Annotated in this window: 24 protein-coding genes; 13 read left to right on the top strand and 11 right to left on the bottom strand. The window is 33.8% G+C overall.

What is annotated here, in order from left to right:
- Positions 1–304: 304 nt before the first annotated feature.
- The 3 genes from EV697_RS07035 to EV697_RS07025 form a co-directional block, all read right to left on the bottom strand.
- The gene (locus EV697_RS07035; protein WP_132024057.1) at positions 305–1,693 is read right to left on the bottom strand and encodes a DASS family sodium-coupled anion symporter; all 1,389 of its coding nucleotides are present in this window, start codon (positions 1,691–1,693) and stop codon (positions 305–307) included.
- 179 nt (positions 1,694–1,872) lie between these two features.
- Complete coding sequence (gene rraA, locus EV697_RS07030) at positions 1,873–2,376, bottom strand: ribonuclease E activity regulator RraA (protein WP_132024055.1); 504 nt, start codon at positions 2,374–2,376, stop codon at positions 1,873–1,875.
- A gap of 53 nt (positions 2,377–2,429) precedes the next feature.
- The gene (locus EV697_RS07025) at positions 2,430–3,335 is read right to left on the bottom strand and encodes a 1,4-dihydroxy-2-naphthoate polyprenyltransferase (protein WP_132024117.1); all 906 of its coding nucleotides are present in this window, start codon (positions 3,333–3,335) and stop codon (positions 2,430–2,432) included.
- A gap of 170 nt (positions 3,336–3,505) precedes the next feature.
- On the opposite strand from EV697_RS07025, the gene tsaA reads away from it, so the two are divergent.
- The 7 genes from tsaA to EV697_RS06990 all read left to right on the top strand — a co-directional run bounded on the left by tsaA (position 3,506) and on the right by EV697_RS06990 (position 10,305).
- Positions 3,506–4,228 carry a tRNA (N6-threonylcarbamoyladenosine(37)-N6)-methyltransferase TrmO gene (tsaA, locus tag EV697_RS07020; protein ID WP_132024053.1) on the top strand — a complete coding sequence of 241 codons (723 nt, stop codon included), beginning with the start codon at positions 3,506–3,508 and terminating at the stop codon, positions 4,226–4,228.
- Between the two features lie 196 nt (positions 4,229–4,424).
- Positions 4,425–4,844 carry a D-ribose pyranase gene (gene rbsD, locus EV697_RS07015; protein ID WP_132024051.1) on the top strand — a complete coding sequence of 140 codons (420 nt, stop codon included), beginning with the start codon at positions 4,425–4,427 and terminating at the stop codon, positions 4,842–4,844.
- 23 nt (positions 4,845–4,867) lie between these two features.
- Complete coding sequence (gene rbsA / locus EV697_RS07010) at positions 4,868–6,367, top strand: ribose ABC transporter ATP-binding protein RbsA (RefSeq protein ID WP_132024049.1); 1,500 nt, start codon at positions 4,868–4,870, stop codon at positions 6,365–6,367.
- A gap of 9 nt (positions 6,368–6,376) precedes the next feature.
- Positions 6,377–7,339 carry a ribose ABC transporter permease gene (rbsC, locus tag EV697_RS07005; RefSeq protein ID WP_132024047.1) on the top strand — a complete coding sequence of 321 codons (963 nt, stop codon included), beginning with the start codon at positions 6,377–6,379 and terminating at the stop codon, positions 7,337–7,339.
- A 23-nt stretch (positions 7,340–7,362) separates the two neighbouring features.
- A complete protein-coding gene (gene rbsB / locus EV697_RS07000; RefSeq protein ID WP_132024045.1) occupies positions 7,363–8,241 on the top strand; it encodes a ribose ABC transporter substrate-binding protein RbsB in 879 nt (292 codons plus the stop codon).
- Between the two features lie 85 nt (positions 8,242–8,326).
- On the top strand, positions 8,327–9,259 hold the full coding sequence (gene rbsK / locus EV697_RS06995) for a ribokinase (protein WP_132024043.1): 933 nt from the start codon (positions 8,327–8,329) through the stop codon (positions 9,257–9,259).
- Positions 9,260–9,312: 53 nt separating this feature from the next.
- Positions 9,313–10,305 carry a substrate-binding domain-containing protein gene (locus tag EV697_RS06990; protein ID WP_132024041.1) on the top strand — a complete coding sequence of 331 codons (993 nt, stop codon included), beginning with the start codon at positions 9,313–9,315 and terminating at the stop codon, positions 10,303–10,305.
- Positions 10,306–10,310: 5 nt separating this feature from the next.
- Here the strand turns inward: EV697_RS06990 and cpxA are convergent, their stop codons facing one another.
- The 4 genes from cpxA to yejK form a co-directional block, all read right to left on the bottom strand.
- On the bottom strand, positions 10,311–11,711 hold the full coding sequence (gene cpxA, locus EV697_RS06985; protein WP_132024039.1) for an envelope stress sensor histidine kinase CpxA: 1,401 nt from the start codon (positions 11,709–11,711) through the stop codon (positions 10,311–10,313).
- 81 nt (positions 11,712–11,792) lie between these two features.
- Positions 11,793–12,479: a response regulator gene (locus tag EV697_RS06980; protein ID WP_132024038.1), complete on the bottom strand. Its 687-nt coding sequence runs from the start codon at positions 12,477–12,479 to the stop codon at positions 11,793–11,795.
- 29 nt (positions 12,480–12,508) lie between these two features.
- Positions 12,509–12,922 (bottom strand): outer membrane protein assembly factor BamE, encoded by a 414-nt coding sequence (gene bamE, locus EV697_RS06975; RefSeq protein WP_132024036.1) that lies wholly within the window; start codon positions 12,920–12,922, stop codon positions 12,509–12,511.
- Positions 12,923–12,987: 65 nt separating this feature from the next.
- Positions 12,988–14,007: a nucleoid-associated protein YejK gene (gene yejK / locus EV697_RS06970; RefSeq protein WP_132024034.1), complete on the bottom strand. Its 1,020-nt coding sequence runs from the start codon at positions 14,005–14,007 to the stop codon at positions 12,988–12,990.
- A gap of 105 nt (positions 14,008–14,112) precedes the next feature.
- On the opposite strand from yejK, the gene EV697_RS06965 reads away from it, so the two are divergent.
- The 3 genes from EV697_RS06965 to EV697_RS06955 all read left to right on the top strand — a co-directional run bounded on the left by EV697_RS06965 (position 14,113) and on the right by EV697_RS06955 (position 17,295).
- On the top strand, positions 14,113–14,334 hold the full coding sequence (locus EV697_RS06965) for a YejL family protein (RefSeq protein ID WP_132024032.1): 222 nt from the start codon (positions 14,113–14,115) through the stop codon (positions 14,332–14,334).
- Between the two features lies 1 nt (position 14,335).
- Entirely contained in the window at positions 14,336–16,066 is a 1,731-nt protein-coding gene (locus tag EV697_RS06960; protein ID WP_132024030.1) for a DUF3413 domain-containing protein, read from the top strand.
- A 239-nt stretch (positions 16,067–16,305) separates the two neighbouring features.
- Positions 16,306–17,295, top strand: coding sequence for an amidohydrolase family protein (locus EV697_RS06955; protein ID WP_132024028.1), 990 nt, complete (start codon positions 16,306–16,308; stop codon positions 17,293–17,295).
- A gap of 98 nt (positions 17,296–17,393) precedes the next feature.
- Here the strand turns inward: EV697_RS06955 and EV697_RS06950 are convergent, their stop codons facing one another.
- Complete coding sequence (locus EV697_RS06950; protein WP_132024026.1) at positions 17,394–18,260, bottom strand: rhomboid family intramembrane serine protease; 867 nt, start codon at positions 18,258–18,260, stop codon at positions 17,394–17,396.
- Positions 18,261–18,309: 49 nt separating this feature from the next.
- Here EV697_RS06950 and EV697_RS06945 point away from each other — a divergent pair, with 49 nt between their 5' ends.
- Positions 18,310–18,624: a DUF5389 domain-containing protein gene (locus EV697_RS06945; RefSeq protein ID WP_132024024.1), complete on the top strand. Its 315-nt coding sequence runs from the start codon at positions 18,310–18,312 to the stop codon at positions 18,622–18,624.
- A gap of 2 nt (positions 18,625–18,626) precedes the next feature.
- Here EV697_RS06945 and glpE read toward each other — a convergent pair whose 3' ends face one another.
- Together glpE and icd are read right to left on the bottom strand one after the other, a co-directional pair.
- Positions 18,627–18,953 (bottom strand): thiosulfate sulfurtransferase GlpE, encoded by a 327-nt coding sequence (gene glpE, locus EV697_RS06940; protein WP_418883945.1) that lies wholly within the window; start codon positions 18,951–18,953, stop codon positions 18,627–18,629.
- A 91-nt stretch (positions 18,954–19,044) separates the two neighbouring features.
- Entirely contained in the window at positions 19,045–20,292 is a 1,248-nt protein-coding gene (icd, locus tag EV697_RS06935) for an NADP-dependent isocitrate dehydrogenase (RefSeq protein ID WP_132024020.1), read from the bottom strand.
- A gap of 114 nt (positions 20,293–20,406) precedes the next feature.
- Here icd and EV697_RS06930 point away from each other — a divergent pair, with 114 nt between their 5' ends.
- Both EV697_RS06930 and EV697_RS06925 read left to right on the top strand, forming a co-directional pair.
- Entirely contained in the window at positions 20,407–21,099 is a 693-nt protein-coding gene (locus EV697_RS06930) for a pseudouridine synthase (protein ID WP_132024018.1), read from the top strand.
- Between the two features lie 2 nt (positions 21,100–21,101).
- Positions 21,102–21,557 (top strand): NUDIX hydrolase, encoded by a 456-nt coding sequence (locus tag EV697_RS06925; RefSeq protein ID WP_132024016.1) that lies wholly within the window; start codon positions 21,102–21,104, stop codon positions 21,555–21,557.
- Positions 21,558–21,644: 87 nt separating this feature from the next.
- On the opposite strand, the gene rpoC is transcribed toward EV697_RS06925, so the two are convergent.
- Positions 21,645–25,904 (bottom strand): DNA-directed RNA polymerase subunit beta', encoded by a 4,260-nt coding sequence (rpoC, locus tag EV697_RS06920; protein ID WP_132024014.1) that lies wholly within the window; start codon positions 25,902–25,904, stop codon positions 21,645–21,647.
- Positions 25,905–25,916 lie beyond the last annotated feature (12 nt).

Here is a 25,916-nt window from a genome sequence, read left to right as displayed (position 1 = left end):
ATAGTTAATAGTTAATAGTTAATAGTTAATAGTTAATAGTTAATAGTTAATAGTTAATAGTTAATAGTTAATAGTTAATAGTTAATAGTTAATAGTCAAGCATTTTTACCATTAATAGCAAGCAAACAAAAAGTAAAGGGTAAAAATAGAAACGAAGATGGGAGAAGATAAAACCCAGAAATTAATAACAATGCTAGTAAGCAATTAACTACAAAGTGCGGTAAAATTTTTTATAGTTTTAAAAACTAACCAAAATCTTACCGCACTTTTAAATTGCACTTAATAATTAACAATTACCAGACAATCACAGCCATAGTAAATAAGCTGCGGTGCCGATAACAAAGACACAAATTACATTTAATATAATCCCTGCTCTTACCATATCTTTCTGCTGAACTTCACCTGTACCAAATACAATTGCATTTGGTGGTGTTGCAACTGGTAACATAAATGCACAAGATGCCCCTAGACCGATGATTAATGCTAAACCAACAGCTGGCACACCTAATGAATCAGCGATTGAGATAAAAATCGGCACTAATAACGCCGCACTGGCGGTATTAGACGTAAATTCAGTTAAGAAAATAATAAATGCCGCTACTAATAATCCAATAATATAGAAATGACCGCCTTCAATCATAAAAACAATACCATCCGCAAGAATTTTACTTGCACCAGAATCTTTTAATACCGTACTCAGTGTTAAACCACCACCAAAGAGCATTAATACGCCCCAGTCAGTATTGTTTTGAATATCTTTCCAACTTGCTACTTTGGTAATACAAATAACAATCGCAGCAAATATTGCGACAACGCTGTCAAAACTAGAAATATTTTTTTCTAGTCCAAGTAAACCAGATAAAATTGGGTTAATTTGTTTACTAAACACCCAAGATAATGCAATGACCACAAAAATAATTAATGTAGTTAAACGATCTTTATTCATTTCAATATGCTCAAAATCACGATCAAAACGCATATTGAGTTTTGGTTTGAATACAAGATATAGAGTACCAATCATAATAGGTAATAATAAAATAACCATTGGTAAGCCGAATGCTAACCAATCAGAAAAGGTCAATTTAAGTTGGGAGGCAACAATAGCATTTGGTGGGCTGCCAACAACGGTTCCCATTCCCCCAATACTTGCACTATACGCAATACCTAATAATACAAATACATACGTATTATGATGTTGTGTTTTATCCATTTGACTTAAAATTCCCATTGCCAATGGTAACATCATCGCTGCGGTGGCAGTATTACTCATCCACATTGATAAAAATGCGGTAATACTGAAAAGATAAATTGCCGCAATAAATAATTTTCCTCCAGCTAATGCCATTATTTTATTGGCGATCATTCGATCGAGATTTTGCATATGCAATGCAGTTGCTAAGGCAAATCCCCCAAAAAATAGGAAAATAGTAGGTGAAGCAAAGGCAACTAATGCACTCTTAGTCGTTACTAAGCCTAAGGCGATTGCCAATAATGGCACAAGTAATGCAGTAACAGTTACATGCAAAGTTTCGGTTAGCCATAAAACCGCAATAAAAAATAATAATGCTAATCCTTTGTTTGCTTGAGGATCAAAAGGTAATACATTGAGTAATACAAAAAATAAAATAATATCAGCGATAAAAATAATACTATTTTTATTTATTCCTGTATTTGTTGGGGTTTCAATATTCATAAGCTCACCCTTGTTAAGTAGAATATGTATTTTTAAGTCAACTAAATTTAGTTGATACAATCAAGTTATCAAATTGTTAAAAAAAAACAATGTTATTTTTGCTGTTTTGTGAGTTCTATCAGAAAACAGACAAAAAAAATGTGGTTTTAAACCACATTTCTAAATATTTCAGTGATTAACTATTCGTCTTCTTCGTATTCATCAATATCTAACGGTTCTTGTGAAAGAATGATTCCTGTTAAATCGGCATAAACATAATCTTCAGGAAAGAAAGTTACGCCACCAAAATTAACGGGGACATCAACTTCTCCAACATCAGAATCATCTGCTCCAACAGGAATTGGGGCTAATGCTTGAATACCAATATCAATATTTTCTAATTCCTGTAACTGACGTACGGCACCATATACAATAATACCTTCCCAATGATTAGTTGCTGCCAGTTGAGCTAATTCAGCATCCAATAAAGCACGGCGAACAGCCCCACCACCATCAATCACAAGAACTCTGCCTTCGCCATCTTCCTCTAATGTTTCAGCTATCAGACCATTACTTTCAAAACATTTTACAGTGGTAACTTTTCCATAAAAAGCACTTACCCCACCAAAACTTGAAAATATAGGCTCAACAACATCCACTTGATCAACATACATATCACAAAGTTCAGAAGTATCGATACTCATAAGACAATCCTTATTTAAGATTTAATAATTAACAGTTTCTAGTATATCTTATATTATCCCACAAGCAAGCCTAAACTAAATAGTAGATTGATAAGTAAAGCTAACAGGGACATTTTAGCAAGCATTGGACGAAGTAAAATAGGATCGGTATTTTTATAGACAAAAAGCCCCTGTTTTATTAATAAAGGATAAGTTACGATGAAAATAAATCCTACCCAGTAATCTATTTCTATTATTGCAAAAACCAAATAAGATAAAGCGGCAATAGTAAGTAGCCAAAGATGATAAATTCGTGCTTTTTTTTCACCTAAACGAACCGCTAAAGTATTTTTACCAACTTTTCTATCTTGTTCAAGATCTCGTAAATTATTAATATTTAATACCGCACTTGCGAGTAGTCCTGTTCCTAATGCGGGCAAAAAGATGCACCATTCAAGATGATGCGTTTGCAAATAATAAGGACCAGCAACACCAAGTAACCCAAAGAAAATTAACACAGAGAGATCACCTAAACCAAGATAACCATAAGGTTTATCCCCTACTGTATAGGTAATTGCTGCGATAATGGCTAAGACACCCAATCCTAAAAAGACAAAAATATCACTGATATTTTCATAAGCACTAATGATAAGTAAACCACCAGAAAGTAAGCTTAATCCGATCATAACAAACAAGCCTTTTTTCAGCTGTGTTGCGGAGATCGCCCCTTTTTGTATTCCTCGTAATGGACCAATACGCTCTTTGGTATCCGAGCCTTTTTTATGATCCCCATAATCATTGGCAAAATTAGATAATATCTGCAATAACAAGGTGGTGATTAAACATAAAAGTGCGGTACTAAAATTAAAACTTTTAGACCAATAGGCTAAGGAAGATCCTGTTATAATTGAAGCTGCGGCTAAAGGCAATGTTTTTGGTCTTGCTGTTTCTAACCACTCTCTCAAGGTGTTTGATATCATCATATTCGCATCTTATTTTGTTAAATCATTTATGAATAAATTGTCTGCTCAGTAAGACTTCAACTAATTTAAAATAATTCTCTTTAAAAATTAATCTATTTTACTTTACAGACAGAAAACTCTCTGTATTCTACAATTTAATTCTTTAAATTTTAACCCTTTTATGAAATATGACTAATTTATCTCTTACTTTACAACCTATTGCCCTTATACATACACCTTATAAGGAAAAATTTGCGATTCCTCGTCAAGCGAATTTAGTGCAAGACGGAACGGGTATTATAGAATTACTTCCACCATATAATATTCCTGAAAGCGTGAGAGGCTTAGAACAATTTTCACATATTTGGTTAATTTTCCAATTCAATCAAGTTCCCACAGGGAAATGGCAAGCAACGGTACGTCCACCAAGATTAGGGGGAAATCAACGTATCGGTGTATTTGCTTCCCGAGCAACGCATCGCCCCAATCCATTAGGGCTATCCAAAGTAGCATTAGAAAAAATCGAATGTAAAAATGGTAAAGTATTACTTTATGTTGGTTCAGTTGATTTAGTCGATGGAACCCCTATTTTTGATATTAAACCTTATGTTAGTTATGCTGATAATGAAGTAAATGCACAATCAGGTTTTGCACAGGAAAAACCTGATACAATGCTCACAGTTGAATTTCAACCATTAGCCTTATCACAAATTGAAAAACTATCCCAAAAAATACCGCACTTACTACGTTTTATTCAAGAAGTCATTCAACAAGATCCACGCCCAGCCTATCAAAAAAATAAGGTTGATCAGCGAATTTATGGAATGACATTACATAACATCAATATCCGTTGGAAAATTAAATCAAATAATAAAAATATAGCAGAAGTGCTAGATCTTACTGAAATATAAATCACAATAATTATTTATTAAATAGGCATATTAATATTTATTTTTTGATCTACTTCACAAATTTACTTTTAAGTGATTTCTTTTTAAATATTTTCCTTATAAACTCTTTTCAAAACTCATCGAAACGTTTCGATGGAATAAAAATAAAGGATAAATCATCAATATAAGGTGTTTTTATCTTATCAAGGAGTCTAAAATGAAAAAAACCACGATACTAAACGCACAATTATCGCATTGTATCGCTACATTGGGACATACTGATAGTATTACTATTTGTGATGCAGGGTTGCCAATTCCAAATAACGTAGAACGTATTGATCTCGCTTTATCTCCAAGCATACCAAGTTTTTTACAAACATTTGATGTGGTTACAACCGAAATGTTTGTTGAACGTGTAGTCATCGCAGAAGAAATTAAGCAAAAAAATCCGCAGATTTATACCGCTCTTTTAGAAAAATTAGCTCAATTATCAACGCAACAAGGGAATAACATTGTGATTGAATATGTTATTCACGAAGAATTTAAAAAATTGACACAACGTAATAAAGCGATTGTTCGTAGTGGCGAATGTTCTCCTTATGCCAATATCATTTTATATTCTGGTGTGCCATTTTAAAATCTATTTTAGGAGATAATTCAATGCAAAAAGACGTTTTACTCAAACTAGCAGGAATTGATAAATCCTTTCCCGGAGTGAAAGCATTAAGCAATGCTTGTTTATCCGTTTATGCGGGTAAAGTAATGGCACTTATGGGTGAAAATGGTGCGGGAAAATCAACCTTGATGAAAGTATTAACGGGAATATATAGCAAAGATGCAGGCACAATAGAATATTTAGGTAAACACGTTAGTTTCAAAGGCCCTAAAGATTCACAAGAAGCAGGCATCAGCATTATTCACCAAGAATTAAACCTTGTGGGAAATTTAACTATTGCCGAAAACATCTTTCTAGGACGTGAATTTACCACAGCTTATGGTGCAATTAATTGGACTAAAATGCACCAAGAAGCAAGCAAATTACTTGCTCGTCTCGGGGTTTCTCATAGTAGTCATCAGCTTTGTTCTGAGCTTTCCATTGGTGAACAACAAATGGTTGAAATCGCAAAAGCACTGAGCTTTGAATCTAAAGTCATTATTATGGATGAGCCAACTGATGCTTTAACCGATACCGAAACAGAAGCATTATTTAAAGTAATAGAAGAACTAAAAGCTGAAAAACGTGGCATTGTTTATATTTCTCATCGTATTAAAGAAATTTTTGAGATTTGCGATGATGTAACTGTATTGCGTGATGGACAATTTATTGGTGAAGCAAGTGTCGCGGATTTAACCGAAGATAAACTAATTGAAATGATGGTTGGTCGCCGTTTAGAAGAACAATATCCACATATTGAGCAATCTTTTGGCGATGTACGCCTAGAAGTGACTAATTTAACTGGAAGTGGAGTTAAAAATGTCAACTTTAAATTACATTCAGGGGAAATACTAGGCATTTCTGGTCTAATGGGGGCGGGTCGTACCGAACTAATGAAAGTGATTTATGGTGCATTGCCAAAAACCCAAGGTGAAATTCGCTTAAATGGAAAAATGATAGAAACAACTTGCCCACAAGATGCTTTAAAACAAGGGATTGTTTATATCTCGGAAGATAGAAAAGGCGATGGTTTAATATTAGGAATGTCCGTTAAAGAAAATATGTCTTTAACTGCCTTAGATCATTTTTCTAAATTCGGTTCAATTAAGCATAATGAAGAGAAAATGGTCGTGAATGATTTCATTGAACTATTTAACGTTAAAACGCCAAGTAGTGAACAACAAATTGGGCTGTTATCTGGCGGTAATCAACAAAAGGTGGCGATTGCAAAAGGTTTGATGACTAGACCTGATGTATTAATTTTAGATGAGCCAACTCGTGGCGTTGATGTCGGCGCCAAAAAAGAAATATATCAACTCATTAATAAATTTAAGCAAGAGGGGCTAAGTATTATTTTAGTTTCTTCAGAAATGCCTGAAGTATTGGGAATGAGTGATCGAATTCTAGTTATGCACGAAGGAAAAATCTCTGCTGAATTCTCTCGAGATGAAGCTACACAAGAAAAATTACTGGCAGCAGCCATTGGTAAAAACTCTGTTAATTAAGGTGATGTTATGAGTTCCAAACAATTTCAACTAAATAAATTTCTAATAGAGCAACGTTCTGTCATTGCATTATTAGTACTAATCGCTATCGTTTCAATTATTAATCCAGACTTTTTTGGTTTTGATAATATTTCAAATATATTACGTCAAACCTCCATTAATGCCATTATTGCCGTAGGGATGACCTTTGTAATTTTAATTGCGGGGATTGATTTATCTGTTGGATCAGTTCTAGCATTAACTGGTGCAGTGGCTGCCTCAATGGTTAGTACTGAACTCTCAATGTTCATTGTTATTCCTGCAACATTATTATTTGGAACGTTGTTAGGCGGTGTCAGTGGTATTATTGTAGCCAAAGGAAAAGTACAAGCATTTATCGCAACCTTAGTTACGATGACCCTACTACGTGGCGTAACGATGGTCTATACGGATGGTCGTCCTATTAGTACGGGCTTTTCTGATGCAGCTGATAGCTTTGCTTACTTAGGGACTGGCTATTTATTTGGGATTCCTGTGCCAATTTGGATTATGGTTCTAGTATTTGCGGTTGCTTGGTATATTTTAAAACACACTAAAATAGGGCGTTATATTTATGCACTTGGTGGCAACGAATCCGCAACACAATTATCAGGGATTGATGTTAATAAAATAAAAGTATTCGTCTTCGCAGTTAGTGGATTTTTATCTGCACTCGCAGGACTTATTGTTACCTCTCGTCTTTCATCAGCACAGCCAACCGCAGGAAGTGCCTATGAATTAGATGCAATTGCAGCGGTAGTTGTTGGTGGAACAAGCCTTATGGGTGGTAAAGGTCGAGTAATGGGAACGTTAATCGGGGCATTAATTATCGGTTTCTTAAATAATGCCTTGAATTTATTAGATATATCATCTTACTATCAGATGATAGCAAAAGCATTGGTTATTCTCGTTGCTGTTTTAGCGGATAACTATTTAGGTAGTAAAAAAGCATAAATCACAATCAATAGGAGATTATTATGAAAAAATTAACCACAATCGCTTCAGCAATGATGTTAAGTTTAGCATTAAGCGGTGCAACACTTGCAAAAGATACTATTGCATTAACTGTATCAACATTAAACAATCCTTTCTTTGTATCCTTAAAAGATGGCGCTCAAAAGAAAGCAGACGAATTGGGTTATGAATTGGTTGTATTGGATTCACAAAATGATCCAGCAAAAGAATTATCTAATGTTGAAGACTTACTCATTCGTGGTGCAAAAGTATTACTGATCAACCCAACTGATAGTGAAGCTGTCAGCAATGCTATTGCTATGGCGAACAAAAAAAATGTTCCTGTTATTACTTTAGATCGTGGTGCAGCAAATGGCAAAGTGGTTAGCCATGTTGCATCTGATAATGTTGCAGGTGGTAAAATGGCTGGTGATTTTATCGCAGCTAAATTAGGCGATGGTGCAAAAGTAATTCAATTAGAAGGACTGGCAGGAACTTCTGCGGCGCGTGAACGTGGCGAGGGTTTCCAACAAGCTATTACTGCACATAAATTTGATGTATTAGCAAGTCAACCAGCAGATTTTGACCGTACTAAAGGGTTAAATGTAATGGAAAACTTACTTGCTGGTAAAGGCGATGTTCAAGCAGTATTTGCTCAAAACGATGAAATGGCATTAGGTGCATTACGTGCAATCAGTGCAGCAAATAAAAAAGTACTTATTGTCGGTTTTGATGGAACTGATGATGGTGTTAAAGCAGTAAAAAGAGGAAAACTTGCAGCAACAGTAGCACAACAACCAGAACTTATTGGTAGTTTAGGCGTTGCGACAGCAGATAAAGTGATTAAAGGCGAAGTAGTGGAAGCGAAAATCCCTGTTGATTTAAAAGTAATTTCTGAATAATTAGAATAAAAATTAGGGTAGAAAATACCTTCTACCCTAATTACATCAGAAATAAATTCTTATTTAATTTATACTTGGAGTATTTATGAAAAATACATTGACTGTTTTAGGTAGCATTAATGTTGACCATGTCATTTCTGTGCCACATTTTGCGAAACCAGGAGAAACACTAACAGGTAAAAACTATTATATTGCCTATGGTGGAAAAGGAGCTAACCAAGCCGTGGCTGCTGCACGATTAAAACATAGCGATACACAAGTTAATTTTATCAGTTGCTTAGGCTATGATCCGATCAGTGATGAAATAAAACAGGCTTTTGTCAAAGATGGAATAAATACTCAAGCAATTAGTAAATTTGAAAATGAAACAACTGGATTAGCAATGATTCAAGTAGCTGACAGCGGAGAAAATAGTATTGTTATTTCAGCTGGAGCTAATGCTCGCTTAGATGAACAATATGTTGCAAAACATCGTTCACTTATTGCTGATGCAGATTATTTATTAATGCAACTAGAAACACCAATTAACGCTATTCTTCAAGCGGCGATTACTGCAAAAGAAAATAATACAAAAGTCATTTTAAACCCTGCTCCTGCACAGCCATTATCTGATGAATTACTCTCTTTTGTTGACATCATTACCCCAAATGAAACTGAAGCTGAAATTTTAACGGGGATAAAAGTTACCGATCAACAAAGTGCGGTTAAATCTGCCGAAGTTTTTCATAAAAAAGGTATTGATACAGTATTAATTACTCTTGGCTCAAAAGGTGTTTATCTCAGCCAAAATGGTCAAGGGCAAATCATATCAGGATTTAGAGTAAATGCCATCGATACCACTGCCGCAGGCGATACTTTCAATGGTGCATTTATTGTTGCTCTACTTGAAGGAAAAACATTGGATAAAGCAATACAATTTGCTCACGCAGCGGCTGCAATTAGTGTAACCAGAAAAGGGGCTCAACCCTCTATTCCAACAAGAGATGAAACCCTAACATTTTTAAAACAACAAAGTTAAATCAAAAAATAGAAATACAAAATAAAAGCGAGAAAATAACAAGGACTGTAAATATGGCAACGATGAAAGATATTGCAAGAATAGCAAAAGTTTCCACTTCTACAGTTTCTCATGTTATTAATAATTCTCGCTTTGTTAGTGAAGAAATTCGTGAGCGGGTATTAACGGTTGTGGAGCAACTAAATTATACCCCTTCTGCACTTGCTCGTAGTCTAAAAGTAAAAGAGACCCAAACAATAGGAATGCTTGTTACTACAAGTGATAACCCATTTTTTGCTGAAATCGTCGCTTCCGTTGAAAAATATTGTAGTCGAAATAACTATAACCTTATTCTTTGTAATACTGATGGCGATCAATATCGTTTAGAAAAAAATATCCAAACTCTGATTCAAAAACAAGTCGATGGCTTGTTACTAATGTGTACTGAAAGTAGCTTTCAAACGAGAGCATTTAATTTGTCCATTCCAACGGTTATCATGGATTGGTGGCCAACAGAATTAAATGCAGATAAAATCTCTGAAAATTCAATAAATGGTGGCTATCTTGCAACAAAAGCATTGATTGAAAAAAATCATAGAAATATTGCTATTATTACAGGAAACTTAAAAAAAATACTCGCACAAAAGCGAGTTGAAGGCTATAAAAAAGCCTTATTAGAAGCAAACATTCCAATTAAAGAAGAATTCATCATTGAAAGCCACTTTGATTTTGATGGTGGGATTATTGGTATGGAAAAAATATTACAATTAACAAACAGACCCACTGCAATTTTTGCTTGTAGTGATACGATTGCCATTGGTGCTTATCAAACTGCGTGGAAATATGGTTTATCAATCCCAAATGATATTTCCATTATTGGCTATGATAATATCCAACTTGCTCAATATCTTTCTCCACCACTTAGTACGATTCACCAACCTAAAAATACTTTTGCAAAATTAGCAGTTGAAACCCTAATCAGCCGAATAAAAAATAATGAAAAAACATACCGCACATTAATGGTTGAACCAAGACTAATTTTAAGAGAATCAATTAAAACTATCTAGAATAGTTATAGCCAAAGCGGTAATCGAATAGAAACGCGTAATCCACCTAAGTGGCTCTTTTCTGCCCAAACCTTACCTTGATGTTCTGTAACAATATTATCAACAATAGCAAGTCCTAATCCTACTCCACCTGTATTTATTGTTCTAGCTTCATCCACACGATAAAAAGGTCTAAAAATATTCTGATATTCACTTTCTGGTATGCCCTCTCCATTATCATCTACAGAAATAAAAAAATATCCATCTTCAATTCTAACTTTTACTTCCAAGTATGATTTTGTATATTTTAATGCATTTCTAATCACATTCTCTATTGCACTATCTAATAACTCTTCATTACCATTAATCATATACTTTTGATTAACATCAATTTCCCAAATAACATTAAAATCAATTTTTTTCTGACTAGCTTCAAATTCAATATTATCAAAAATATCTATTAATAACTCATTGATCAAAAAAATAGAGCATGTCAAATGGCTATTTAGTTGCTGCCGAGACAGTAACAAAATATCATTTACCATTTTATCAATTAATTTACTTTCTTTTTCAATTCGCTGTAATATCGTACTATCCCCCTCAGTTCTGCGTAATAAAGCAAGTGATAATTGTAACCTTGTTAGAGGCGTCCTTAGTTCATGAGAAATAGAAGATAACAAAACTTTTTGATGAGAAATAAGACTATCTAATGCCTCTGTCATATGATTGAAACTTTTCCCTACTTCTCGTAATTCAACAGTCCCAGATTCTTCCAGAGACTTATCAATGCTAAAATGACCTGAAGCGACCATCTGTGTGGCATTCTGTAAATTACGCAAAGGTTTACTAATACTATGCGATAATCCCCACAATATTGGGGTTGATATAAACATAATAAACAGAAAAATAAAGATCGGATTATCAAAAAATAGCTCTACAATTTCTTGTTGTGGATTTATTTTACTAACAAAATATATAAAATAAGGATCCTTTTGTTCCAATTCTAAATGAATAACAAATGGACCTACAATAAGAGTATTGTAAAAAATTTTCTGCAATGGATTGGTTTGATTAGCTGAGTTAACCATAAACTCTCGAATAAAGGGAACTTCATTTTCCTTTGCCCCCCAAATTAAGCCTTGTTTATCTACGAGAATAGGTCTTATATCATCCGTAGTTTCTTCTTTGGATAAAATATCTACACCATTTATTATTTTCGTTAATTCTTTTGTCCTAATTGAATCAACTATTTCATTATGATAGACCGATATATCTTTCTGCGATAATTCTAGGTATGAATTATTATTAAATAAAAAAGGTAGAACTAAAATTAAACCAAAGAATAGGAAAAAAGATAGCCAGAAAAAAATAAAAATCCGAAAAGATAATGTATTAGGAAAATAAATTTTACTTTTCCAATTAAGCATTTATGACCCATTCCATAAAATATGAGATAAAAATTAATTAACTAGTTATAATCATTACTGAAATAAAAAATGTAATAAATATTACGTAATAAGTAAATACCCTTTACCTCTTAATGTTTTAAACCAAGGCAAACCACCAGCTCTCGCGGGAAGCTTCTTACGTAAATTAGACATATGCATATCAATTGCTCTGTCAAAAGGACTTAAGGGCTTACCTAATACTTCAAGACTGAGATATTCACGAGAAAGGATTTTACTTTTATTTATTACTAATAAATATAGCAACGAAAATTCTGTTGTTGTTAATTCTAAATTTTTCTCTTCAAGAAATGCTTGTTGGTGTGCTACATTTAACACCAATCCATTAAACTCAATCGTAGCTAATCTACTTTTAGTATTTTCATCATCAGTTACTGTCCTACGTAAAATAGCCTTAATTCTTGCAATAAGTTCCCTATCGTTAAAAGGTTTAGGCAAATAGTCATCTGCACCTAACTCTAATCCTAGAATACGATCAATTTCATCCCCTCTTGCAGTGAGCATAATAACGGGCGTATCACTCGTCTTTCTTAATTCTTTTAACGTATCAATACCATTTAACACTGGCATCATAACATCCAATAAAATAAGATCATGTGTTGAATTTATTTTATCTAGTGCTACTTTTCCATTACAAGCTGAATCAACCTCAAAGCCTTCTAACTCAAGTAATTTGGAGAGTAATTCGATAAACTCCACATCATCATCAACAAGTAAAATTTTTGCCATAATTATATTCCATCATTAGTGATTAGAAATTAGTTCCAAAAATGCCACCAAGCCTTTTTCGCCTTATTTGAGGAATCAATAATAGTATTATTGACTTCAACTTTCTCTTCATCAGGTAAAGGACTGTCTAAATTAGCTTCCGTTACAATACCACGATGATCAAATTTAACCGTAAAGGTATGTTGTTCTGGATTCTCATAGGCTTTTTGTTGTAAAAATACATAATGCCATACATATTGATTGAACGGATCAATTAATACTGGTGTTCCTAATAAATATTGAACTTGCTCAGATGTCATTCCAGCAGATACTTTCTTAACTTTTGAGGCTTCCAAATAATTCCCTTGAGGTACATCAATACGATATACCACTTTTTGAACTGAAGAACATGCGGTAATACTCAACGCAAGTGTAAACGCTAACATTATTGATTTAAATTGCATATACTTAACCTTATATTTATACAAATAATCTTCTGATAATACAGAAACTTAATTCATTTGCCAAATTAATTCTGATCTTTTAATTGACGTTGTAATTGATCACGTAAATTAGGCGGAAGTCCTTTAATTGTCAAGCTATCTTCCTCTTCATTCCAAATAATACGCTGATTCAATAACTCAACATCAAAACTAATCGTAACCCCTTTTCCCGAACCTGAAAATTTTGCTAATGATTTTAATGTTGCTGGAACTGGTGGAATACTCTCCACTAGCCCATAATCTTGCTCAACAGTAAAATCAGCAAAAGGTTGTTCTTTTAGAGTAGGAATATGCTCAGAAAGTTCCTTAATTTCTATTTCTTCACCTAAACTTATCTGACCTTTACAATATTCAAAAACCTGTTTTTTTACTGATAATGACTGTTCTTTATTTAAATCACCTTGCTCGCAATAATCACTTACCGCCTGCATTAAACATTGATTTTGTAATTTAGGATTCAATCCTTCTTCTGCCCCAAGAAAATCCATAAAAAAGTCACTAATTTTCCGACCGACCCGACCTTTAATAAAAGTTAAATAACGATTTGAAATCGCATCAACTTGTAGATCTGTGAGATTAATTCGACTCGCAATGTCAAATTGATTAATCTCTAAATAGTTAGTTTGTTGAATTTCTAAGTTATCATCAACTAACATACTTCTTTTGCTATCAAGCAATGCAATAAAAAGATAATCTGTCGCTAAAAAATTATATTGACACAAAATAAGCGTGCCATTATCTGCGAATGAATATTTACCTAATTCTGAAGCTAACAAATTAGCGGATTGATGGCTAAAAGATAAAAAATCGCTTTCTTTCTCTAGCAAACGATTCAAATGTTGAGCAAAAATAGAATTCTCTTGGAATACACCATAAGCTTTCATTTTATTTTGATAAGACTGATGTAGTTGTAACATCATTTGTTCTACTTCTGGTGTAATTGTTAATAATTCTTTACGTAATTGAGTTGCCAATTTTATATTTTCATCATCATTATTTTCTAAAATAAGTTGATGTAATACGATTTGATTTACGGTTATGCCCATTACAAATTCCAATTTATAAAAAGTAAAATATTGTGTAACATTATAACCGCACTTTTTATAAAATATGCTAGTATATGAAAAATTATCTTTAATATTTAAGAAAATATGGCAAAAAATTCAAAATTCCAAGACAAGCAAATTGAAGTGATGTTACAAGATATGATCACAGTTATTGAAAAACATCAAGCTCCAGTTGATCTATCATTAATTGTTCTAGGTAATATGGTAACTAATCTACTTAATAATAGCGTGGGAAAACAACAACGTGTTGTGCTAGCTCAAGCTTTTTCAGATGCATTAATGAATTCAATCAAAGATAAAAAATAATATGTTCGGGATAAAAAATCGTAAACAACATATTGAAATTACCTCACAAAAAATTTCTTGGGGTCATTGGTTTACCTTTTTTAATATTATATGGGCAATTATTATTGGCTCACGTTACGCCTTTATTATCGACTGGCCCGATACTTTTTTTGGAAAATTTTATTTCTTCATCAGCTTATTAGGACACTTTGGATTTATTATCTTTGCGTTTTACCTAATAATTTTATTTCCTTTAAGCTTTCTTGTGAAAAATGAGCGAACCTTCCGAGGCATATCGGTTATTTTTTCAACACTTGGAATGACATTACTTATTCTTGATACCGAAGTATTTGCTCGTTTTCATTTACATTTATCTTCTCTAGTGTGGAATCTTTTAGTTAACCCAGAAAATGGCGAATTATCCAGAAATTGGCAACTTTTTTTCACGCCAATGCCATTTATTCTATTAATTCAAATGCTATTCTCAAGATGGTCTTGGAATAAACTTCGTAGCTTAGAAAGACAAAAATGGTTAAAGCCTATTGGTCTTTTATTTGTGTGTAATTTTATCGCTACACATTTTATTTACGCTTGGGCAGACGCTTACATTTACCGCCCTATTACAATGCAAAAATCAAACTTTCCTCTGTCTTACCCAATGACAGCAAGAACATTCCTAGAATCTCATGGATTACTAGACAAAGAGAAATATAATCAAAAAATATCAGATGAAGGGCGTCCTGATGCTTTAAAACTTAATTATCCTAAATCATCACTTGTATTTGATGAAAGAACGGAAAAAACAAATATCTTGTTTATCACTATCAATGGACTGCGCTATGATGCAATCACACCAGATGCAATGCCTAAACTAAGCGAGTTTGCTGAAACAGCAACAAATTTTGTGCATCATTATTCAAGTGGAAATAATACAAATAATGCATTAGCAGGACTTTTCTATGGCTTAAATGCAAACTATACCGATAGTTTATTGAGCTATAAAATACCTTCTATTTTTATAGAAAAATTACGTCAAGAAAAATATCAAATGGGGTTATTTTTTAGTCCTACTACTGAAAATACCTTACTTAAGCAAGCTGTTTTCTCGAAAGAGAAAAAAATTAACCATAATACAAATGGAGTTGAATTTATACGATGGTATCAGCAAGCAAAAAATAAATCGCAGGCTTTATTTGCTTACTTAAATTACCATATTCCTGAGAATCTCACTCAATCAGAATATGTGATGAAATTAATGGAAATTGATAATTCCATAGATCAAATATTAAAAGAAATCGACTTAAACAACACGCTTGTGCTGATCACCTCAGAAAAAGGCTATCTTTTTGAAGAAATAACTACAAAACATAAAAATTATTTTTCTCAAGATCTTATTCGAGTGCCAATGATCATTCATTGGAAAAATTTACAGGCTGCTCAAATAACCGAATTAACAAGTCATACCGATTTGTTACCTTCATTAATGATACATTTATTTAATATAACCAATCCACCTTCTGATTATTCACAAGGAATAGATCTTTTTAATACTAAGAAAAATCGCCATTGGGTACATATTGGTAATTATCGCTGGAATGTAATCGTTACCGAAAATGATATGCAGTATCACATTGATAAACGAGGAAACTATCAAAAATATGACCGCACTTATCAGAAAATGTCTTCTGATCATCCACCATTAGGACTCTTTCTTGACGTGTTTAAACAAGATTCGGCATTTATTGAAAAATAGATTTATTTTTTTTACAACTCAATTTATACTAACGACCTAGCGTAATTAAGGACTAGATATAATGTTATTAATTAAAAATCAGAGAATTTTTCATAACATTTTTAACTTTGACTACTTTGCTTGTGTTTTATCTCAAGCTCTCAATTTTTTTCTATTAATAACAAGATCCCTTCTATTTGGGATTTTTTTATGTCTATCTCTCTATCCGCTGAAATTTTTAATATTATCACGGAGTAATCATGAAAAACCACGTTCGTAGCTTTAAAACCTTTATTAGAGATGAGATTATCAAAAAAGGTGGCTGGGTAAATGCTCACGCACATGCAGATAGAGCATTTACAATGACCCCTGAAAAGATCAGTATTTACCATAACTGTAATCTACAACAAAAATGGGATTTAGTCGATGAGGTTAAACGTACCTCATCTGTTGACGATTATTATGCTCGATTTTGCCAATCAATCGAATTAATGATTTCGCAAGGGGTTACCGCTTTTGGTACCTTTGTTGATATTGATCCAATCTGTGAAGATCGTGCAATTATTGCGGCCCATAAAGCGAGAGAAGTCTATAAACATGATATTATTTTAAAATTTGCTAACCAAACACTCAAAGGAGTGATAGAACCGACTGCAAGAAAATGGTTTGATATTGGCTCAGAAATGGTTGATATGATTGGTGGCTTACCTTATCGTGATGAACTTGATTATGGACGTGGCTTAGAAGCAATGGATATATTATTAGATAAAGCAAAATCATTAAACATTATGTGCCATGTTCATGTAGATCAATTCAACTCACCAAAAGAAAAAGAGACAGAACAATTATGTGATAAAACCATTGAACATGGAATGGAAGGGCGTGTTGTTGCCATTCATGGTATTTCTATTGGTGCACATTCTAAAGAATACCGTTATCGTTTGTACGAAAAAATGCGTCAAGCTCAAATGATGATGATAGCTTGCCCAATGGCATGGATAGACAGTAACCGTAAAGAAGATTTAATGCCATTTCATAATGCACTAACGCCAGCCGATGAGATGATCCCAGAAAACATTACCGTTGCAATAGGAACAGATAATATTTGTGATTATATGGTGCCTTTATGTGAAGGCGATATGTGGCAAGAGCTAAGTTTATTAGCAGCTGGTTGTCGTTTCCCTGATTTAGATGCAATGGTCAATATTGCAAGTATTAATGGTCGAAAAGTATTGGGCTTAGACGTATAACAAAAATACGATTTTCGACATAATTACGAGGGAATGTAATATTTTCTATTACATTCCCTTCTTTTTTTCTATACACTAAAATAAGATGTGATGAATCACTAACAAACTTTAAATTTACAATGAACAGCACCTAAAATAAGTCCTGTAACTAATCCTGTAATATGAGCTGCATTTCCCATATTTATGCCAATCAATGGACTAATAAATCCTAAAATAATACCTACAATTAACATTATCAAAAATCCGTTAGGTACATCAAATTGGTTGTTAGGCGTAAATTTATTAACAATAAAAACATAACCAAGAACAGCGTAAACCACGCCAGATAATCCGAAAAAGGCATATCCAGAAAAATAATTTTGGATTATGCCACTCATAATCCCAGCAATGATATAAATAGATACAATTTTACCGATACCTAGCTGACGCTCAATGGCACTACCAAAGATCCACCACCAAGTTAGATTAAATAGAATATGCCAAGGAGAAAGATGAACCAATGTATGCGTTAAATACCGCCAAATATCCCCCCGTTGTGAAGTATCAGCAGGAAAATGAAATAATATCAAAATCTCTTCTTCTATTCCTATTAACTGAAATAAGTAAATACAAACGCAAAGTGCGGTTACAAAAAAAGTAAATTTTATTTGCTTAACATAAGATAATTTAGGAATAAATGGAGAGAAAATACTCTCCATATTATAACTTTTTTCTTTCACATCGCCTGATTGCCAACTTGCTTCGCTATATCTTGGATGAAAAGGGTCTTGAAGAAACTCCATTTTTTCTTGTTGAATTCTGTCAAATAATGGCTCATTTTCATCAACAAAAAGCCCGAACATTTCTGTTTGCGAATTATCATCAAAACATTTTCGAATTTCCAATTCAATATCATATTTTGAACGAATATAATCACGAAATTGCATGATAAAACTTTCAATTTCACTACCAAGAATAAGCTTCATTATGTTATATTTCAGTCCTATTAAATTAATATAGCTCAGAGAGAATAAAATGAGAAAAAACAATCTGCCAACAACATTCACCTCTTTTCAATGGGGACTAGCGATGTTTTGTTTGCCAATATTACTTTGGCCATTGGCATTACTGATCTCACCAAATTTGTTAAAAAACCCTACACTTACTGATTTAGAAATACGCTCTATGTCGATTTTCTTTTGGATATACCCACTAATACTCTCTATTATTGCTAGAATTTTATATAAATTACATCAGCATAATAAACTTTTTTCTAAAATACTGTTAATTCTAAGTATGATAATCTTTTATGCCGTTTTATACTATATAGCGGTTGTAGGATTAAATTAATGCTAGATATGATCTGATTCAATTGGTAAATTTGCTTTTAACCAACCTTCAAACCCACCAATAAGACTATATACTCGCTCATAGCCTTGATCACATAAAAAGTTAGCAATATTACGGCTACCTATGCCACGGTAACACATAACAATAGCAGGATGTTCATAATCATACTCCTGCTCAAATTCAATATAACTTTGATCAGTCAAATGAAATGCTCCTTGAGGATGAGAATGATTAAATCGATTCATATCTCTCATATCCAATAAAACCGCATTTTCTGAGTTCATCAAAAACCAAGCTTTTTCAGGGGTAATTTCTTCAAAAAAACACATAATAATTCTCCATGTACAACAAAATCTTAATCAAGATTGATAAATAATTAAGTGGAAGCTACATAATATTTCCACTTAAATCATAATAAAATTACATATTAGCAATAATATCCTCTGCAAACTCTGACGTTGAACGTAACGTTGCACCTTCTAGCATTTCAGCAAAATCAAAGGTAACTGTCTTATTCTCGATAGCTTTTGAAATCGCATTTACCACTAAATCAGCCGCTTCTATCCAGCCCAAATGACGTAACATCATTTCACCACTTAAAATTAATGATCCAGGATTTCCCTTATCTAAGCCTGCGATTTTAGGCGCTGTACCATGTGTAGCTTCAAAAATAGCCGCCTCTGAACCAATATTTGCCCCAGGAGAAATACCAATACCTCCAACTTGTGCAGCCAAAGCATCGGAAATATAATCACCATTTAAATTCAATGTTGCAATCACATCATATTCTGTAGGATGTAATAAAATTTCTTGTAAAAAAGCATCAGCAATAGAATCTTTAATAATAATTTCTTTACCTGTTTTCGGATTTACTAATGTCATCCAAGGACCATTATCAAGTAATTTAGCCCCAAATTCTTTTGCTACCTCATAGCCCCATTCTTTAAATGCACCTTCAGTGAATTTCATAATGTTCCCCTTGTGTACAAGAGTTAGTGAATTACGATTATTATCAATCACATATTGTAATGCATCACGAACTAAGCGTTGAGTTCCTTCTTTAGATACTGGCTTTATCCCTATACCACAATTTTCAGTAAAACGAATTTTAGTTACGCCCATTTCTTGTTGTAAAAATTTAATAACTTTTTTCGCTTCATCAGAGCCAGCAACCCATTCTACCCCGGCATAAATATCTTCTGAATTCTCTCTAAAAATAACCATATCAATTAATTCAGGGTGTTTCACAGGACTTGGTGTGCCTTTATAATAGCGAATAGGTCGCAAACAATTATATAAATCAAGTCCTTGTCTCATCGCAACATTTAAAGAGCGAATACCACCACCAACGGGAGTCATTAATGGTCCTTTTATCGCCACATGATATTCACGAATCAAATCCATAGTTTCCTCTGGTAACCAAGTATTTTCCCCATAAATTTCATTCGCTTTACCTCCCGCATAAATCTCCATCCAAGAAATTTTACGCTCGCCTTGATAAGCCTTTTTAACCGCGGCATCAATGACCTTTTGCATTGCAGGAGTAACATCAACACCAATCCCATCCCCCTCAATAAATGGAATAATCGGATTATTAGGTACTGATAATGCACCATATTTATTTAATATGATTTTCTCACCTATTGGGACGATAACATTTGATTGCATACTATTTCCTCCTTACTTTGTTAGAATATATGGTAGTATTCACACCTTACGACAAATAATATAATATGATTTGTGTTTCTTATAAAACTAATGCACTTGAAGTTAATACAGTATATGAAATCAGAATTTAGTTCAAATATTAAAAGACATCAATTTAAAAAAAATAATAATAAAATAATCTCACAAAAAACTATTAAAAAAGCAACTGCCCTTAGTTTTGAAAAAACAACCGTCTTACTTTTTAATAAGCCATTTGATGTTCTATCGCAATTTACAGATGAAAATAATAGAAAAACACTAAAAGACTTTATTCCGATAAAAAATGTATATCCTGTCGGTCGTCTAGATCGTGATAGTGAGGGGTTATTAATTCTAACGAATAATGGACAAATTCAACATCATTTAGCCAATCCATTATTTAAAATGGAAAAAACTTATTTGGTACAAGTTGAAGGTATTCCTTCTGAAATGGATCTTGAAAAACTCCGAAAAGGAGTAGAATTGAAAGATGGTCCAACTAAACCTGCCCATATTCGCTTAATTTCAACACCTAATTTTTTATGGGAACGTAATCCACCTATTAGGGAAAGAAAAAATATTCCAACAAGCTGGTTAGAGATTAAAATTATTGAAGGAAGGAATCGCCAAGTAAGACGAATGACAGCTCATATAGGCTTTCCTACGCTACGCCTTATTCGCTACCAAACTACATTTTTTAGCATTAATAATCTGCCACTTGGAGAATATAGAATAGCCACACAAGATGAATTAATAAAATTATATCAATTACTCAATCTAAGGAAATAACTATGCATAAACCTAATATTACAATGGCTTGTGTTGTTCATTGTAAAAATAAATTCTTATTTGTTGAAGAATTTGAATATGGAAAAATGACATTAAACCAACCTGCTGGGCATTTAGAAGAAAATGAAACAATAATAGAAGGTGCAAAACGCGAATTATTCGAGGAAACCGGCATCAATGCAGAAATGAATAAACTGATTAAAATTTATCAATGGCATGCACCAAGATCGAATACGGATTATTTAAGATTTGTCTTTTCCGTTGAACTAGAAGAATGGCAAGAGATTCAGCCATTAGATTCAGATATTAATGGCGGACTTTGGTTAACCATTGATGAATTTGAACATTACATTAATCAAACTGGACAATGTGCGAGAAATCCACTTGTTATTGAGGCAATAAAAGACTATTTAAAGGGTGATTTTTATCCTTTGGAATTATTATCTATTTTCAAATAAAATTAGCTAAACTTTTAATAAAAATAAAAAATAACCCCTTTGTTTATTGCTAAGCAAAGGGGTTAATTTATAAAAGATATTTAATGATTATTCATCATCAGCCATATTTAACATTTCAGCTAAGTTTGCTGTCGCCTCATCAGCAGTAAATGTAAATTCTGATGCAATTTCTTCATCAGATATTTTCACATCCTTCACTAGAGATTCAGGTTCAACAATACCTGCTGCACGATTTTTTTGACGATTTTGATGATAAGCAAAACCTGTACCCGCTGGAATTAAACGCCCAACGATTACGTTTTCTTTAAGACCACGTAATTCGTCACGTTTACCTGCTACCGCTGCTTCAGTTAACACACGAGTCGTTTCTTGGAATGATGCTGCAGAAATAAATGACTCTGTCGCTAATGATGCTTTGGTGATACCAAGTAATTCACGTTCAAATTCAACTAATGGTTTCCCTTCCGCTTCACGTTGACGGTTAATAATCTTAACGCGTGCAACTTCCACTTGTTCACCATCTAAGAATTCAGAATCATAAGCCTTAGTAATCGTACATTTACGCAACATCTGACGAACAATAACTTCAATATGCTTATCATTAATTTTTACCCCTTGTAAGCGGTAAACTTCCTGTACTTCATTAACAATATATTCCGTTACTGCATGAACACCACGTAAACGTAAAATATCATGCGGTGTCTCGGCCCCATCAGAAATTAGATCACCACGCTCAACCTGTTCACCTTCAAACACATTTAGTTGACGCCATTTTGGTATCATTTCTTCGTAAACTTCACCCTCAGTAGGCGTAATTAATAAACGACGTTTACCTTTTGTTTCCTTACCGAAAGAAACAACCCCAGAAATCTCTGCCAAAATAGCAGGTTCTTTAGGCTTACGCGCTTCAAATAAATCAGCAACACGTGGAAGACCACCCGTAATATCTTTAGTACCAACAGATTCTTGTGGAATACGAGCTAACGCCTCACCTACTGAAATTTCAGCACCATCATCTAACGTAACGATCGCCTTACCTGGTAAGAAATACTGAGCTACAACATCTGTACCTGGTATGATAATATCATTACCTTTCTTATCTACAAGTTTAATAGCTGGACGTAAATCTTTACCAGCAGTAGCTCTTTCTCCGACATCTTGAACAACTATAGATGATAAACCTGTTAAATCATCAGTTTGACGAGTAACGGTTAATCCATCAAGAATATCAACAAATTTAATAAATCCACTTACTTCTGATATAACAGGCATTGTATGTGGATCCCAATTTGCAACAATTTCACCTGCACTAACTTCTTGACCATCAGCTTTATTAAGTACTGCACCATAAGGTACTTTATAATTTTCTTTAGTACGACCAAAAGCATCAACAATAGTTAATTCAGTATTACGAGAAGTTAATACTAATTTACCTTCTTTGTTTGTAACAAACTTAACATTGGCAAGATGTAACGTACCATTATTCTTAATTTGAATGCTAGACTCTTTTGCTGCCGCAGATGCCGCACCACCGATATGGAACGTACGCATGGTTAACTGAGTACCTGGTTCACCAATTGATTGAGCCGCAATAACCCCAACCGCTTCACCTTGGTTAATTTGATGACCACGAGCAAGATCACGTCCATAACATTTTGCACATACACCAAAATCAGTATTACAAGTTACTACTGAGCGTACTTTCACAACATCCACTGAATTTTCATCTAATACATCACAAAGTTTTTCATCAAGTAATGTATTTCGTGGAATAAGTACTTCATCAGTACCAGGAATTAATACATCTTCTGCAACAACACGACCTAATACTCTATCGCGTAAAGCTTCTTTTACGTCGCCTCCCTCAATGAGAGGTGTCATTGTAACCCCTTCGTGAGTACCGCAATCATCTTCAACAATAACTAGATCTTGTGCAACGTCAACTAAACGACGAGTTAAGTAACCCGAGTTTGCTGTTTTTAATGCTGTATCAGCCAAACCTTTACGTGCACCATGGGTAGAAATAAAGTACTGAAGAACGTTTAAACCTTCACGGAAGTTCGCTGTAATTGGTGTTTCAATGATTGAACCATCTGGACGAGCCATCAAACCACGCATACCAGCGAGCTGACGAATCTGAGCAGCTGAACCACGAGCACCAGAATCAGCCATCATAAAGATACTATTAAATGATGCTTGTTTCTCTACATTACCTTCACGATTAACCACTTCTTCTGTGGAAAGGTTCTCCATCATCGCTTTTGCTACACGTTCATTTGCCGCAGCCCAAATATCAATAACTTTATTATAACGCTCACCAGCAGTTACCAATCCTGATTGGAATTGTTCTTGAATTTCAGCTACTTCGGTTTCCGCAGCAGAAATAATCTCGTATTTCTTCTCTGGAATAACCATATCATCAATACCAACCGATGCACCAGAACGAGCAGCATAAGCGAAACCAGTGTACATAATATGGTCAGCAAACATAACACTGTCTTTTAAACCTAAACGGCGATAACTTTCATTAATCAACTTAGAAATCGCTTTCTTACCTAGTGTTTGGTTAAATAAACTAAATGGCATACCTTTCGGCGCGATCATCCATAAAATTGCACGACCAACAGTTGTATCAACCAACGTTGTTTGTGGCTCCAACTCACCTGTTACAGATTTAACATATTCCGTAATACGTACTTTTACTCGAGAATGTAACTCCACTTGCCCTGTACGATAAGCTTTTTCTGCCTCACGTGGATCTTGTAGTAACATTCCCTCACCTTTACCATTCACTTTCTCACGAGTCATATAGTAAAGACCAAGTACCACGTCTTGTGATGGAACAATAATAGGATCACCATTTGCAGGAGATAAAATGTTATTCGTTGACATCATTAACGCTCGAGCTTCTAATTGAGCCTCTAATGTTAATGGTACGTGAACCGCCATTTGGTCTCCATCGAAGTCCGCATTAAATGCCGCACATACGAGTGGATGTAACTGAATCGCTTTACCTTCAATTAAAATAGGTTCAAATGCTTGAATACCTAAACGGTGTAATGTTGGTGCACGGTTTAATAAAATAGGATGTTCACGAATAACATCGGCAAGAATATCCCAAACAATTGAATCTTCACGCTCAACCATTTTTTTCGCAGCTTTAATTGTTGTAGCAAAGCCACGACTTTCTAATTTTGCATAAATAAATGGACGGAATAATTCCAATGCCATCTTTTTAGGTAAACCACATTGGTGTAAACGTAAATATGGACCTACAGTAATTACTGAACGACCAGAATAATCAACACGTTTACCTAATAAGTTTTGACGGAAACGACCCTGTTTCCCTTTAATCATATCTGCTAATGATTTTAATGGACGACGATTAGAACCTGTAATAGCACGTCCACGACGACCATTATCCAGTAAGGCATCCACTGATTCTTGTAACATACGTTTTTCATTACGTACAATAATATCGGGTGCAATGAGATCTAATAAACGTTTTAAACGGTTATTACGATTAATAACACGGCGATACAAATCATTTAAATCCGATGTAGCAAAACGACCACCATCAAGCGGAACTAATGGACGTAAATCAGGTGGTAAAACAGGTAACACTGTCATTACCATCCATTCAGGCTTATTACCTGATTGAACAAATGATTCAATTAATTTTAAACGCTTAGTTATTTTTTTACGTTTTGTTTCTGAGTTAGTTTCTTGTAATTCTTCACGTAAAACTTCACATTGATGTGCTAAATCCATATCTCTTAATAAGATTTGAATTGCCTCAGCACCCATTTTAGCTTCGAATTCATCAGCCCAACGATCTTCCGCTTCCATATATTGTTCTTCAGTTAATAATTGACCTTTCTCAAGATCAGTCATACCTGGTTCTGTAACAATAAATGATTCAAAATATAATACTCGTTCAATATCGCGTAATGGCATATCTAATAATAAACCAATACGAGATGGTAACGATTTTAAAAACCAAATGTGAGCAACAGGCGATGCTAACTCAATATGTCCCATACGTTCACGACGTACTTTAGATTGAGTTACCTCTACACCACATTTCTCACAGATAACACCACGATGTTTTAAACGCTTATATTTGCCACATAAACATTCATAATCTTTTACTGGTCCAAAAATACGAGCACAGAAAAGCCCATCACGTTCTGGCTTGAATGTACGGTAATTGATTGTTTCTGGTTTTTTTACTTCACCAAATGACCATGAACGAATCACGTCTGGTGCAGCTAAACCAATTTTAATCACATCAAAATCTTCACTCGTTTTTGATTGTGCTTTTAAAAACTTAACTAAGTCTTTCACAGATTTGCTCCC

It is taken from the genome of Bisgaardia hudsonensis, from assembly GCF_004345785.1.
GTDB lineage: Bacteria > Pseudomonadota > Gammaproteobacteria > Enterobacterales > Pasteurellaceae > Bisgaardia > Bisgaardia hudsonensis.
This window is presented reverse-complemented; position numbering and strand designations above follow the sequence as displayed.

Bases quoted from the DNA above. Each gene is read 5' to 3' on its own strand.
- glpE (WP_418883945.1), bottom strand. From the start codon at position 18,953: ATGTGTTTTTTTGAAGAAATTACCCCTGAAAAAGCTTGGTTTTTGATG.
- tsaA (WP_132024053.1), top strand. From the start codon at position 3,506: ATGACTAATTTATCTCTTACTTTACAACCTATTGCCCTTATACATACA.
- rbsK (WP_132024043.1), top strand. From the start codon at position 8,327: ATGAAAAATACATTGACTGTTTTAGGTAGCATTAATGTTGACCATGTC.
- rraA (WP_132024055.1), bottom strand. From the start codon at position 2,376: ATGAGTATCGATACTTCTGAACTTTGTGATATGTATGTTGATCAAGTG.
- EV697_RS07035 (WP_132024057.1), bottom strand. From the start codon at position 1,693: ATGAATATTGAAACCCCAACAAATACAGGAATAAATAAAAATAGTATT.
- EV697_RS07025 (WP_132024117.1), bottom strand. From the start codon at position 3,335: ATGATATCAAACACCTTGAGAGAGTGGTTAGAAACAGCAAGACCAAAA.
- EV697_RS06960 (WP_132024030.1), top strand. From the start codon at position 14,336: ATGTTCGGGATAAAAAATCGTAAACAACATATTGAAATTACCTCACAA.
- EV697_RS06980 (WP_132024038.1), bottom strand. From the start codon at position 12,479: ATGGCAAAAATTTTACTTGTTGATGATGATGTGGAGTTTATCGAATTA.
- bamE (WP_132024036.1), bottom strand. From the start codon at position 12,922: ATGCAATTTAAATCAATAATGTTAGCGTTTACACTTGCGTTGAGTATT.
- rbsC (WP_132024047.1), top strand. From the start codon at position 6,377: ATGAGTTCCAAACAATTTCAACTAAATAAATTTCTAATAGAGCAACGT.
- yejK (WP_132024034.1), bottom strand. From the start codon at position 14,007: ATGGGCATAACCGTAAATCAAATCGTATTACATCAACTTATTTTAGAA.
- rbsB (WP_132024045.1), top strand. From the start codon at position 7,363: ATGAAAAAATTAACCACAATCGCTTCAGCAATGATGTTAAGTTTAGCA.
- EV697_RS06945 (WP_132024024.1), top strand. From the start codon at position 18,310: ATGAGAAAAAACAATCTGCCAACAACATTCACCTCTTTTCAATGGGGA.
- EV697_RS06925 (WP_132024016.1), top strand. From the start codon at position 21,102: ATGCATAAACCTAATATTACAATGGCTTGTGTTGTTCATTGTAAAAAT.
- EV697_RS06955 (WP_132024028.1), top strand. From the start codon at position 16,306: ATGAAAAACCACGTTCGTAGCTTTAAAACCTTTATTAGAGATGAGATT.
- EV697_RS06930 (WP_132024018.1), top strand. From the start codon at position 20,407: ATGAAATCAGAATTTAGTTCAAATATTAAAAGACATCAATTTAAAAAA.
- EV697_RS06965 (WP_132024032.1), top strand. From the start codon at position 14,113: ATGGCAAAAAATTCAAAATTCCAAGACAAGCAAATTGAAGTGATGTTA.
- rbsD (WP_132024051.1), top strand. From the start codon at position 4,425: ATGAAAAAAACCACGATACTAAACGCACAATTATCGCATTGTATCGCT.
- EV697_RS06950 (WP_132024026.1), bottom strand. From the start codon at position 18,260: ATGAAGCTTATTCTTGGTAGTGAAATTGAAAGTTTTATCATGCAATTT.
- EV697_RS06990 (WP_132024041.1), top strand. From the start codon at position 9,313: ATGGCAACGATGAAAGATATTGCAAGAATAGCAAAAGTTTCCACTTCT.
- icd (WP_132024020.1), bottom strand. From the start codon at position 20,292: ATGCAATCAAATGTTATCGTCCCAATAGGTGAGAAAATCATATTAAAT.
- rbsA (WP_132024049.1), top strand. From the start codon at position 4,868: ATGCAAAAAGACGTTTTACTCAAACTAGCAGGAATTGATAAATCCTTT.
- cpxA (WP_132024039.1), bottom strand. From the start codon at position 11,711: ATGCTTAATTGGAAAAGTAAAATTTATTTTCCTAATACATTATCTTTT.